12 protein-coding genes are annotated in these 12,480 nt (G+C 51.3%); 8 read left to right on the top strand and 4 right to left on the bottom strand.

Going from position 1 to position 12,480, the window contains the following annotated elements; all coding sequences use genetic code 11:
• Positions 1-90: 90 nt before the first annotated feature.
• Positions 91-1,140: a TRAP transporter substrate-binding protein gene (locus tag LZ463_RS11940; RefSeq protein ID WP_241455875.1), complete on the bottom strand. Its 1,050-nt coding sequence runs from the start codon at positions 1,138-1,140 to the stop codon at positions 91-93.
• Between the two features lie 379 nt (positions 1,141-1,519).
• On the opposite strand from LZ463_RS11940, the gene LZ463_RS11935 reads away from it, so the two are divergent.
• From LZ463_RS11935 to LZ463_RS11925, 3 genes are all read left to right on the top strand, one after another.
• Entirely contained in the window at positions 1,520-5,161 is a 3,642-nt protein-coding gene (locus LZ463_RS11935; RefSeq protein ID WP_241455873.1) for a hydantoinase B/oxoprolinase family protein, read from the top strand.
• Positions 5,162-5,520: 359 nt separating this feature from the next.
• Positions 5,521-6,600 carry a porin gene (locus LZ463_RS11930; RefSeq protein ID WP_241455871.1) on the top strand — a complete coding sequence of 360 codons (1,080 nt, stop codon included), beginning with the start codon at positions 5,521-5,523 and terminating at the stop codon, positions 6,598-6,600.
• 285 nt (positions 6,601-6,885) lie between these two features.
• Positions 6,886-7,650, top strand: a complete 765-nt coding sequence (locus LZ463_RS11925; RefSeq protein WP_241455869.1) for a substrate-binding periplasmic protein — start codon at positions 6,886-6,888, stop codon at positions 7,648-7,650.
• A gap of 32 nt (positions 7,651-7,682) precedes the next feature.
• Here the strand turns inward: LZ463_RS11925 and pyrF are convergent, their stop codons facing one another.
• Positions 7,683-8,501: an orotidine-5'-phosphate decarboxylase gene (gene pyrF / locus LZ463_RS11920; protein WP_241455867.1), complete on the bottom strand. Its 819-nt coding sequence runs from the start codon at positions 8,499-8,501 to the stop codon at positions 7,683-7,685.
• Between the two features lie 191 nt (positions 8,502-8,692).
• Between pyrF and LZ463_RS11915 the strand changes: the two genes are divergently transcribed.
• The 5 genes from LZ463_RS11915 to LZ463_RS11895 all read left to right on the top strand — a co-directional run bounded on the left by LZ463_RS11915 (position 8,693) and on the right by LZ463_RS11895 (position 11,703).
• On the top strand, positions 8,693-9,145 hold the full coding sequence (locus tag LZ463_RS11915) for a MarR family winged helix-turn-helix transcriptional regulator (RefSeq protein WP_241455864.1): 453 nt from the start codon (positions 8,693-8,695) through the stop codon (positions 9,143-9,145).
• A 184-nt stretch (positions 9,146-9,329) separates the two neighbouring features.
• A complete protein-coding gene (locus LZ463_RS11910; RefSeq protein WP_241455862.1) occupies positions 9,330-9,749 on the top strand; it encodes an organic hydroperoxide resistance protein in 420 nt (139 codons plus the stop codon).
• A gap of 357 nt (positions 9,750-10,106) precedes the next feature.
• Positions 10,107-10,499 (top strand): hypothetical protein, encoded by a 393-nt coding sequence (locus LZ463_RS11905; protein ID WP_241455861.1) that lies wholly within the window; start codon positions 10,107-10,109, stop codon positions 10,497-10,499.
• The gene (locus tag LZ463_RS11900) at positions 10,496-10,687 is read left to right on the top strand and encodes a helix-turn-helix transcriptional regulator (protein ID WP_241455860.1); all 192 of its coding nucleotides are present in this window, start codon (positions 10,496-10,498) and stop codon (positions 10,685-10,687) included. Before LZ463_RS11905 ends, LZ463_RS11900 begins: the two co-directional genes overlap by 4 nt.
• A 77-nt stretch (positions 10,688-10,764) precedes the next feature.
• On the top strand, positions 10,765-11,703 hold the full coding sequence (locus LZ463_RS11895; RefSeq protein ID WP_241455859.1) for an alpha/beta fold hydrolase: 939 nt from the start codon (positions 10,765-10,767) through the stop codon (positions 11,701-11,703).
• Between the two features lie 66 nt (positions 11,704-11,769).
• Here LZ463_RS11895 and LZ463_RS11890 read toward each other — a convergent pair whose 3' ends face one another.
• Together LZ463_RS11890 and LZ463_RS11885 are read right to left on the bottom strand one after the other, a co-directional pair.
• On the bottom strand, positions 11,770-12,291 hold the full coding sequence (locus LZ463_RS11890) for a YcnI family copper-binding membrane protein (protein WP_241455858.1): 522 nt from the start codon (positions 12,289-12,291) through the stop codon (positions 11,770-11,772).
• Complete coding sequence (locus LZ463_RS11885) at positions 12,288-12,479, bottom strand: hypothetical protein (protein WP_241455857.1); 192 nt, start codon at positions 12,477-12,479, stop codon at positions 12,288-12,290. The genes LZ463_RS11890 and LZ463_RS11885 overlap by 4 nt, the downstream gene beginning before the upstream one ends.
• Position 12,480 lies beyond the last annotated feature (1 nt).

The raw sequence follows: 12,480 nt of genomic DNA, 5'->3' as shown, positions 1-12,480 counted from the left end.
GCCGTTGTGCTACTTGTGACGATGCTGCTTTACACCTGCCCCTGCTATTGCTTCACAAAATTTTTACAAGATGTGAAGCCTTACCGGGATTTACTTCATCGACCTTTCGGTCGTGTATTTCAATAAAATCGCTACTTCTTCATTGCTGGCTGTTTTCAACCACTCCCGGACAAATTGTTCACCTAATCTGTCGAGATTATTTCTTAGCATGGCGTCTACCCTGTCGACCTTGATCTTGTTGCTACGCAACTGGTTTTCATAGACTGCATCACTATCCCTGCTCATGTCCCAGCCACGCTTTTCTGCCTGCTCGGCCGCCTGCATGATCTTTCCCTGTATGTCGGCATCAAGCCTGGAAAATATCTTATTACTGATAAAAACAATGTTCTTTGGTATCCAGGCGTTGGCACGATAGTAGTACTGCATCTTGCTCCAGGCTTTGGTTTCGACACCGGTCCAGCTTGAGGTGATCATCAGGTCAAACCTGTCACTGGCAATCGCTTTTTCCAGGTCAATCACCTGTATAGGTACGGCACTGGCTTGCGCCAGCTCAGCAATCCTTTCACTGGCCGGGTTATAACTGCGCATGCGCATACCCTTGAAATCTGCCAGCGAAGTCAACGGCTTTCTTGAATACAGGTTTTGCGGCGGCCAGGGTACGGAGTACAGCAATTTCAGTCCCCGCTTGTTCAAGGCTTTTTCCACTTCCTGCTTCGACGCCATCCATAACTGGTAGGCATCTTCATATCCCCTCACTGTAAAAGGTAGTGAATCAACACCAAACACCGGTATTTCCTTGGCCAGGCTGGACATGATGACTTCACCGGCCTCAGCCTTCCCTTCCGTGACACCGACAAATATCTGCGCCGGCTTTAATAAAGTACCCGCCGGGAAAACAGCCATCTTCAACTGCCCGCCGGCGACATTGTTTACCTCCCTGGCAAACTGCTGCAAATTCATGGTCTGGAAATTGTCTGCTGCATAAGCCGTGGCAAACCGTATTTCCAGCTCTGCAGCCAGGCCATGAGCACAAGCCACCGAGGCAAACACCGCCGCAAGAGCACGCAAACCCGCAAACACGCCATGGCGTACTTCGTATTTTTGCTTCAAGACTAGCCTGTTTTGAATTAAGCCAAACATGATTTGCTCTCCCTATGCATCATATCGTAAACGTTTTATCGATAAAACGTCAATAAAATATCTTACATTTAATCTCAATAACCACTACAATATCATCAAAGGAAAAATCTACAAGATGTTTATAAAGTTTTTTTCCTCTCTATAAGAACAAGCAAATAAACTGCACCACGCTGTGGCGCAGATGCACAAGATTAGTGATGTTTTTTGTTTTTTTAATACTAAATATCCGCTTCAATTGAGGCCTTGAAACAACAATCGTTTAAATAGTTTGTCGGATTTTTGACACAAGGATTGTTACAAGGACAAGGGCGGAGGGACAAACCGAGATAAGACCTTGCCGTCGTAGCGGCATCATCTCTTTATGAAAGGTGGTTGCAAAATGAACGAACAGAAACGCGCGCATAGTGATATCCCTGAAGACCCACGCTGGCAGTTCTGGATAGATCGCGGCGGCACATTTACCGATATCGTGGCACGCCGCCCTAACGGCAAATTACTGACACATAAACTGCTGTCAGAAAATCCTGAACAATATAAGGATGCAGCCGTTGCCGGTATACAAAGGCTGCTGGGATTGGCAGCTGATCAAAGTATTTCGCCTGAGCTGGTATCGGCAGTCAAAATGGGGACGACAGTTGCCACCAATGCCCTGCTCGAACGTAAGGGCGACCCGACAGCATTAATCATCACCAAAGGCTTTCGCGATGCCTTGCGCATCGCCTATCAAAACCGGCCACGCCTGTTTGATCGTCATATCGTCCTGCCTGAACTCTTGTATGAAAGAGTGGTGGAAGTCGATGAGCGCATGGATGCACATGGCCATGTCATTACTCCGCTTGATGAAGCTGCCATCAAAAAGGAGCTCGCGGCTTTATATCAGGATGGTTATCGCGCACTGGCGATTGTGCTCATGCATGGCTACCGCCACACGCGGCATGAAGACATCATAGGCAGGCTGGCCGCAGAGACGGGTTTTACCCAGATATCGATTTCCAGCCAGGTCAGCCCCATGATGAAGCTGATTTCGCGCGGGGACACCACGGTAGTTGATGCTTACCTGTCACCCATTCTGCGCCGTTATGTCGATCAGGTTGCCAGCAAGATGGATGGCGTGCGTCTGTTCTTCATGCAAAGCAATGGCGGCCTGACGGATGCCCACCGCTTCCAGGGCAAGGACTCCATCTTGTCAGGCCCTGCAGGCGGCATCGTCGGCATGGTACGCACTGCCCAGACTGCCGGTTTCGACAAGATCATCGGTTTTGACATGGGAGGTACATCGACTGATGTGTCCCACTATGCGGGTGAGTTCGAACGTGAATTTGAAACCCAGGTGGCCGGCGTCAGGATGCGCGCACCGATGATGAGCATACATACTGTTGCAGCCGGTGGCGGCTCCATCCTGCATTTTGACGGCACCCGTTATCGCGTCGGGCCAGACAGCGCCGGCGCCAACCCCGGCCCCACCAGTTATCGCCGCGGCGGCCAACTCGCAGTCACAGACTGCAACGTCATGCTTGGTAAAATTCAGCCAGCCTACTTCCCCAAAGTGTTTGGCCCCAGGGCGGACATGTCGCTGGACCGTGATGCGGTCGTCGAGAAATTCACCGCCATGGCAGCCGAAATAGAAAAAGCCACAGGCATACGCAAGTCCCCCGAAGAAGTCGCAGAAGGCTTTATCGAAATTGCTGTCGGCAATATGGCCAATGCGATCAAGTTCATCTCGGTACAGCGTGGTCATGATGTCACCGACTATACACTGACTACCTTTGGCGGAGCCGGTGGTCAGCATGCCTGCCTGGTGGCTGATGCACTTGGCATGACCAGGGTATTTGCCCATCCGTTTTCCGGCGTACTGTCTGCCTATGGCATGGGCCTGGCAGACCAGACTGCGATGCGTGAACTGGCAATGGAATTGCCACTGGAGCCAACCTCCCTGCCCGCACTTGAAAAAGAACTTGATCGCCTGTCAGATGCCGCCAGCAATGACCTGCTGAGCCAGGGCGTACTGGCGGAAAATCTCAGTGTCAAGCAAAGAGTGCATCTGCGTTATGAGGGCACGGACTCGGTCATTGTGGTTGGCATGCAAAACATCGCAGGCATGATTTACCAATTTGAATCTGCGTACAAAAAACGTTATTCCTTCCTGATGCCGAACAAGACGCTGGTGATAGAAGCCATCTCCGTCGAAGCCATAGGCGCGTCTGGCGAAGGCAGTGAGAGCGTCGAACAATTACCACCAAGGGCTGCAGGTGAACAACTGAGTCCGGTAGAAATCGTGCAGCTGTTTTCTGGTGGAAAGTGGCATGACACGGGCCTGTATGCACGTGATGACATGCGCCCCGGTGACAAGGTGAAGGGCCCTGCCATCATCGCCGAAAAAAATGCCACCAATATCATTGAACCTGGCTGGGGTGCAGAAGTCACCGCCCTCAACCACCTGGTATTTACCCGGCTGGAAGCAAGGCCAAAACGTCAGGCCATCGGTACCAAGGCTGACCCTGTCATGCTGGAAGTCTTCAACAACCTGTTCATGAGCATTGCCGAGCAGATGGGCCTGCGCCTGCAGAACACGGCCTTCTCGGTCAACATCAAGGAACGTCTCGATTTCTCATGCGCCCTGTTTGATGCCGAAGGCAACCTGATTGCCAATGCGCCGCACATCCCTGTGCATCTGGGCTCCATGGGCGACAGCATCAAGACCATCATACGTGCCAATGCCGGAACAATGAAGCCAGGCGACGTGTATATGCTCAATGATCCGTACAACGGCGGCACGCACTTGCCCGATGTCACTGTCATCACCCCAGCCTTCAATGCGGAAGGCACAGAGGTCCTGTTCTATGTCGGCTCACGCGGTCATCATGCCGACATCGGTGGCATCACGCCTGGCTCCATGCCAGCAGACAGCAAGGTGGTCGAAGAAGAAGGCGTATTGATCAATAACTTCAAACTGGTCAGCGCCGGCAAGTTCATGGAAAAAGAAACCATCGCCCTGCTCTCTTCCGGCAAATACCCTTGCCGCAATATCCACCAGAACCTGGCCGACTTCCAGGCGCAGATCGCCGCCAATCAAAAAGGCGTCGATGAATTGCTGAAGATGGTGCAACACTACGGTCTCGATGTCGTGCAGGCCTATATGGGGCATGTGCAGGATAATGCAGAGGAAGCCGTCAGGCGCGTCATCACGGCCTTGCAGGACAGTAGTTATGAGTACAGACTCGATAACGGAGCTGTCATCAAGGTCGCCATACGAGTGGACCATGCAAGCCGCTCTGCCGAAGTGGATTTCACCGGTAGCTCACCGCAATTGGACAACAACTTCAACGCACCAAGCGCCATTTGCATGGCCGCCGTGCTGTATGTGTTCAGGACCTTGATTGATGATGATATCCCGCTCAATGCCGGTTGCCTGAAACCCCTGAAGGTCATCATTCCGGAAGGTTCCATGCTTAACCCCCGCTATCCGGCAGCGGTTGTATCAGGAAATGTGGAAACATCGAGTTGCATTACCAACGCGCTGTACGGTGCACTTGGCGTTCTGGCGTCCTCACCGGGCACCATGAATAACTTCACCTTTGGCAATGATGACTATCAATATTATGAAACCATCTCCGGCGGCTCTGGTGCCGGTGAAGGATTCAATGGCACTGACGTAGTGCAAACCCATATGACCAATTCGCGCCTGACTGATCCCGAGATTCTGGAATGGCGTTACCCGGTCAGACTGGAGAGCTATGAGATCAAACCGGAATCTGGCGGAGCAGGTCGCTGGCACGGCGGCAATGGCGGCATCAGGAAGATTCGTTTCCTGGAAAAGATGACCGCCTCCATCTTGTCGAATAATCGCCTGGTGGCGCCATTTGGCGCGGCTGGAGGTGGCGATGGCGCCTGCGGCAGCAACTATGTCATCCGCCAGGACGGCCGTACTGAGAAGCTGGGCTTTGTTGCCAGCACAGACATGCAGCCCGGCGACATCTTTGTCATTGAAACACCCGGTGGTGGCGGTTATGGAAAAGCATAAGCACATCGGAGCAGTCAGGCATTAGCTTTACAAGCCAGTGATGAATTCATCACTGGCTTTTTTTGTCCCGCCAATTTCCAGCATCTGGCAAAGCAGTACTGCATGTCGTTCCCAAAATCATCAATTCAACTTTTTAACAACGTTAACTTAATAATTTGTCGATGTTTTATAAATATTTTATATGTAAACAGTTTATTTTTAATCGATAATGAATTGTCGACTGATCAGATGGAGTCCAGTTGACAATCATCCCGCGCTGACGCAAACACCTGGCCGCAGACATTCCGCTGACCCGCATGTTCGAAGCGATCGAGGGTGATACAGGCGAAATCGTTTATTTATATTTTTGAGAGAAACAAATGAAAAAGACTTTACTTGCACTTGCCCTCACCAGTTTGTTTGGCCTGGTCGCCGGCAATGCCTCTGCACAATCATCAGTCACGGTTTATGGCATCGTCGACACAGGTATCGCGATAGAAAATGGCGGCAGCGCAGGCTCTGTCAGCAAACTGACCAGTGGCATGGCTTCGGGATCGCGCCTTGGTTTCAAAGGCAGCGAAGATCTCGGCGGCGGTCTGTCGGCCTTCTTTCTGCTGGAAGCTGGCATCAATGTGGATGCCGGCTCATCCGGTCAGGGCGGCCTGATGTTCGGTCGCCAGGCTTATGCCGGTATCAAAGGTGATTTTGGTACGATAAGCCTGGGTCGCCAGTACACACCGGAGTACCTGACGCTGGCGTTTGTCGATCCTTATGTCACCGGCATGGCAGGTGATGCGGCAAACATCATGCCTAACTCTGGCGCCGGTGCCAGCCGCATGGACAATACACTGAAGTATGTGACACCGACTTTTGACGGTTTCAGTGCAGAGCTTGCTTATGGCTTTGGTGAAACAGCGGGTGACACATCTGCCGGACGTCAGCTCGGAGCTGCACTGACTTATGTCTCAGGCCCCTTCGCCATCAAGCTGGGTTACCACAACCGCAACAATGACACGGCCACGCTGAAAAATACTGACGACGGCAAAACTACGCTGCTGGCAGCGACCTATGATTTTGGCGTCGTCAAAGCCCACCTTGCCTACGGCGTCAACAAGGGTCTGAACAGCTCACCACTGCGCAATACGACCAATCCGTTTGGCAGCGCTATAGCCCCGGTCGCATCAACCGATTCCAATGATTTGCTGATAGGTGCAACCATCCCGTTTGGCAACAACAAAATCCTGACTTCGTACATACGCAAGGATGACAAGACGGTAAGAAACCAGGATGCCAGCCAGCTGTCCATCGCCTATGTGCACAGCCTGTCCAAGCGCACAGACCTGTATGCATCTTACGCAAAAATAGATAACAAGAATGGCGCCGGCTACACCGTGGGCAGCGCCATTGAAGCAGGTTCAGGGGACAAGGCTTTGCAAGTCGGCGTGCGCCACAGCTTCTGAATCGTGTTGTAGCATTGCTGCAAGAAATTTGCATTGAGAGCGTTGTATTTTCAAATCAGCAACAGCTTCACAAAACACCGTGGAACTGTTGCTGAGCCAGTTTCAGTGACGATTTTTCAAGGGTTTGGCACAAACAGCAGGAATGCAATTCTTGCATTGGATATTTTTACAAATTGATCTACCTTATTTGAAGACATTCCAGTCTCCATCAGTATCAAATCGCGTTGTATCGCATGTCGGTGATGCCTTGGGAATAAGGCAAGGCATCCACCGGAAAGGCAAAAAATGCTGAAGATATTCCGGTCACTGCTATTCGTTCTCCTGGCCCTGTCGCTGACTCCAGCCGCTTCCGCAGCCACCTACAAACTGGTCAGCCTCAGTTACCCGCCTTACGAATACGTGGAAAACGGAGAAGTCAAAGGCATTGCAGTAGAAATTGTCAGAGAAGCTTTCCGGCTGATGGGGCATCAGGTCAACATTAGCATCTACCCGATGAAACGCAGCCTGAAAATGGTCAGGAATGGAGAAGTCGACGGTATATTCACCGTCTTTCGCACACCTGAAAGAGAAAAATTCATCACATACACCAATGAATCCGTCTTACTACTGACCATGAGCCTATGGGTGAGAAATGGCAGCAGCATCACTTTTGACGGCGAGCTTGATCACCTGTCGCAGTACAGGTTTGGGGCCGTACGCGGAATCAGTTATGGCACAAAATTTGACGAATTGAGCAAGAGCGGCATACTCAATGTGGAACTGGCCGGTGACATGACCAGCGCCATCAACATGGCATTGGCCAACCGCTTCGACATCCTCATCAGCAATCACTTCGGCGCCATCTACGAAATGAAAAGAGCCGGCGTTTTCAATGAATTCAAAACACTCTACCCGGTTACACAGGAACAGGAAACCTTCTTTGGCTTTGCCAAGAAGACGCACCTGGAAGCCGTCAGGGATGAACTGGACCAGACCCTGAAAATACTCAAGCTCAATGGTTTTTACGACATGGTCCTGAAAAAATACCGGGACGTGATGATCTATCGCTGATCCCGGCATTCCCTCAAATCAATCTATTCAATTTAACGATACAGATTGATGGCATCTCGCGTTTCCAATGCTACCCGACGTATCGCATCAACATTGCTTTCACCGGCTGCAAGCACAGGGTACAAAATCGCCCGTGAAGAATTGATCATCATGCCGGTACCACCGGCAGTTTTGCCAGCTTGTACCGTAGCCGCGATGTCACCACCCTGCGCACCTACGCCAGGCACCAGCAAAGGCATGTCACCGATCAGGGCACGCACCTGAGCCACTTCCCTGGGAAAGGTTGCACCGACCACCAGTGCACACTGTCCATTGGTATTCCATTTGTCCGCCACCAGTTGCGCCACGTGCTGATACAGGGGCTTGCCACCAACATCCAGGAATTGCAGGTCCGAACCACCGGCATTTGACGTACGGCACAAGACAATGGCGCCACGGTCTTGCCATTCCAGGTAAGGTGCGACTGAGTCAAAGCCCATATAAGGATTGACGGTGACAGCGTCTGCGTCATAGCGTTCAAATGCTTCGCGCGCATATTGCTCGGCTGTGGCGCCAATATCGCCACGCTTGGCGTCAAGAATCACCGGGATGCCTGGATAGTTTGTCTTGATGTAGCGACAGATTTCTTCGAGCTGGTCTTCTGCACGCAAGGCTGCAAAATAAGCAATTTGCGGTTTGAATGAACAGGCCAGGTCTGCTGTTGCATCAATCACTGTCTTGCAGAAAGTATAAATTGCATCTGGATTGCCAGCCAGTTCTGCGGGAAATCGCTTGATATCAGGGTCCAGACCAACACAAAGCAGTGAATTATTTGTTGTCCAGGCAGAGGAAAGTTTTTCGATAAAAGTCACGGTTACCTCGTATGATGGGGCATGGCTGTCCATGCGCAATGGCCGTCATTATACCCTGCGCCTTACACCTGACAGCAGCAATACTGCTGCGTCCAGAGCATGACGGGCAATGCAACAAAGCAGCCAAATTTGTTTATCATGCTGGTAATAGCAAAATGGCTGATCAGCCAATTATTATCAAGAGTGCCACCATGAAAAAAAACAATGAAACTCCTGTCAATATGCTGGCACTGGAAAACCAATTCTGTTTTGCCCTGTATTCCTCTTCACTGGCATTGACCAAGACCTACAAACCCCTGCTTGATGAACTCGGCCTGACTTACCCGCAATACCTCGTCATGCTGGTCCTATGGGAGCATGATGGCATCCTGGTCAAAGACATAGGCAAAGCTCTCTTTCTCGATTCCGGCACACTGACGCCATTGCTCAAGCGGCTGGAGGCCAATGGCCTGTTGCAAAGACAACGCGATGAAGACGACGAGCGCCAGGTCAGGATCAAGCTGACGGACACTGGCAAAAACTTAAGAAACGCAGCCCTCGGCATCCCGGAAAAAATCCTCTGCGCCAGCGGCCAAAACAAGGAAACCCTGGTGCAATTGCGCGAGCAATTGAACAGTCTGCGTGGGGAATTGCATAATTCTTAAGCAATGATTTAATTCAAGCTATGCATTCAATAGAAAAAAACAATCGAAATTTAAATTGCACACAATTAAATTGTTAGCTATAGTTACTCCATCGACACGGCATACAAAGAAATGCCAGTCGCTTGAAGATGATCAATACAGACGATCAACATAGACAATCAAACAATTTAGCCAGGAGTTCATCATGCAAGTACTTTACACAGCAAACGCAACAGCAACTGGCGGTCGTGATGGCCGCGCCGTTTCCAGCGACAAACATCTTGACGTTAAACTGAGCACACCAAAAGAACTGGGCGGTGCTGGCGGCGAAGGCACCAATCCAGAACAAATGTTTGCAGCCGGTTATTCTGCCTGCTTTATAGGAGCCATGAAATTTGTTGCCGCTGCCGGCAAAATCGCCCTGCCTGCCGATGTTTCCATCAATGGTCTGGTTGGCATAGGCCCCAATGGCAAAGGCGGTTTTGGCCTGGCCGTCACACTCAATGTCAGCCTGCCTGGCATGGACCGTGCGGCAGCCGAAGCACTGGTCGCCAAGGCGCATGAAGTCTGCCCATATTCCAATGCAACACGTGGCAATATCGAAGTGACCCTGAATATCGTATAAACCGGACCAGGCAACAACATCAAGACGTGTCGCCGCAAGGCTGCACGTCTTTTCGCTTTTCTGCTTCTTTCCTTTTGCAACTGTGCAATGACACCTGTCTCACTTGCAGTATCAACAGATGATGGTAACGCACATGTAAAGTCTGCTTGACATCGCTTTTTTTTCATATAACATGACAAGCATGCTTTACATCAAAACCGGATTCAACCAGGTTGCGGCTAAAGCGTTTTTTATGCCATGACGTGTCAAGTCTGTTTTACACGCCATAAACAAGCTGCATGCAAACGCATGCATTTTTTTAACCCCATGATGTAAAGCAAACTTGACCTTATACATCTACTCAGACTGGAGAATGTTATGCGTGAAAAGCAAGCCATAAGCCTGTACTACCGTGAACTGTTTGGCGCCTTGGTCATTTATGTCCTGGCCCTGTATGCCAGCAACTTCATTGCCGAACCCATGCCAGTCAGCACCTTGCGCAACCTGATCATTGCCGGCCCGTCCATACCTGCGCTGCTGATGATCTGGGCCATCATCCGACATTTCCAGCGCATTGATGAATACGTACGCAAATGGGCATTGGAAAACATGGGCATGGCGGCCGCAGTCACCGCCGGTTTTTCCCTGACTTATGGTTTCATGGAAAGCGCCGGTTACCCGCGCCTCAGCATGTTTGTCACCTGGTCGGTGTTGCTGGGTTCCTGGTTTGTGGCAACCTGCCTGCGTCGCTGGATAGAAAGATCGCAATGAAGAACATCGTCAGGGACTTGCGTACCGAGCGCGAATGGAGCCAGGCCCAATTGGCCGACCTGCTGGAAGTATCGCGCCAGACCATCAATGCCATAGAAACTGGTCGCTACGACCCCAGCCTGCCGCTCGCTTTTGCGATTGCCAAACTGTTTCAATTACCGATAGAAAAAATCTTTGACGCCAGCTAATGCTGCTGATGAACTGGCACTTCAGCATCTGCAAGCAGACCTCGTCCTGACGGATATTCACATTGGAGCGTGACCTCATGCAACTCAAAAAATGGATATTAAGCAGCCTGTTCGGCTTTTACTGTTCCGCTGCACTCGCCCCTGCTGCCTGGGCTGCCGACGACAATACCGGCACGACCGCCAGCAAAGCCGGGCAGCAATTCCAGGTTGGCAGCCTGTCTGTGGAACGTTACGGACATCAGGGAAAAGCCATCATCCTGATACCAGGGCTGGCCAGCGGCAGTTGGGTGTGGCAAGACACCATACGACAACTGGAGAAAAATCATACGCTTTACGTCGTCACCCTGGCCGGTTTTGATGGTCGCCCAGCCATCGAAGGTCCCTTGCTGGAAAAAGCCAGGCAATCATTGCTGGACCTGATACAACAGCAAAAACTGATCAAACCCATGCTGATAGGCCACAGCATGGGTGGAACCCTGAGCATCTGGTTCGCCCAGGAACACTCCGACCTGATCAGCGGTGTCGTCGCGGTCGATGGTTTGCCGGTCCTGCCAGGGACAGAGAACGCGCCCGCCGAGCAAAGACCGGCACTGGCTGCCAGCTTCAAGGCACAGATGAGCGCCCAGACTACAGAAGCTTTCAACAAACAGCAGTTGCAGTACATGCGCACAGTCGGCGTTATTGATGAACAATTGGCACAGGCATCAGCAATCAGGACGAGTAAAAGTGACCCGGCAGCCTGTGCCAGTTACGTCAGCGAACTGGTCACCATGGATTTACGCAAGGACATGTCGAAAGTCCAGGTGCCCTTGCTGGAAGTGTCACCCTGGCATGCCCCTGACTTTGCCACCCGCAATATCAGCCTGGAAGCGAAGAACAGCTATTACCAGTCGCTGTTACAGGGAGCCCCCAAACTGAAAGTCGTCGGCATCAACAACGCCCGCCATTTTGTCATGCTGGACCAGCCCAAGGCATTTGCCGAAGCACTCAACAACTTCCTGGACAGCGTGGAATAAGACGTGCCAATAAAAAACCCCGCCTGCATTGATGCAGACGGGGTTTTTTATCAAGGCAGGTATCGCTTAATGATGATGCTCAGCTTCTGGCTTACCCATGATTTCCAGAACCGGTGCTGGTGATTTCAAACCCTTGGCGGACTGGCCGTCAGTTGGGATTTCCACCCAATCCATTCGTCCTTTTTCACATAACTGTGTCACCTTGAAATACTGCTTGCCAACAATATCAGGCAGCTTCACCTGGATGGAAAACTCATCATAGTAGGCATCCGGCAAGGGGCCGCCTGTCCATGTCACCTCACGTACATCCTGGCTGATGGTCTTGCCATGCGAGTTATAAGGTGTAGTCAATGGCAAGATCGTCGTGTCGATTTTCCAGCCAGCCTTGGGCATGGGCTTGGCGCCACTGACGCTTTCAGGAATGCTGACCTTGACCGTGGTCGTTGCACTGCCCTCGCAACCATGACCAATTTTAAAAGTCAGTTTATAGTAAGCACCAACATTGGCCTTGGGCTGGTCCAGGGTAACGTGAGCGGATGCACCTTGTGCGATCAGGCTGCCTAGTAGCAACAGCGTTATTTTTTTCATGTCGTCAATTGGTGATTTGGTTTGGCCGGAGCCGGGAGCAGCTCGATCTGATGTGGTCTGGCAGTATCAGCTACCGCATTATTCAGGTAAAACGCATAGGCATGCCAGACCGCCAGTGAACAGATGGCGGCAATATTGAAGCAATGTAGCAGGCTTGTCCATTTGACCGGGATTTTATTTTCGCTCATA

It is taken from the genome of Undibacterium paludis (genome assembly GCF_022568815.1).
In the GTDB taxonomy this organism is placed as follows: Bacteria; Pseudomonadota; Gammaproteobacteria; order Burkholderiales; family Burkholderiaceae_D; genus Undibacterium.
This window is presented reverse-complemented; position numbering and strand designations above follow the sequence as displayed.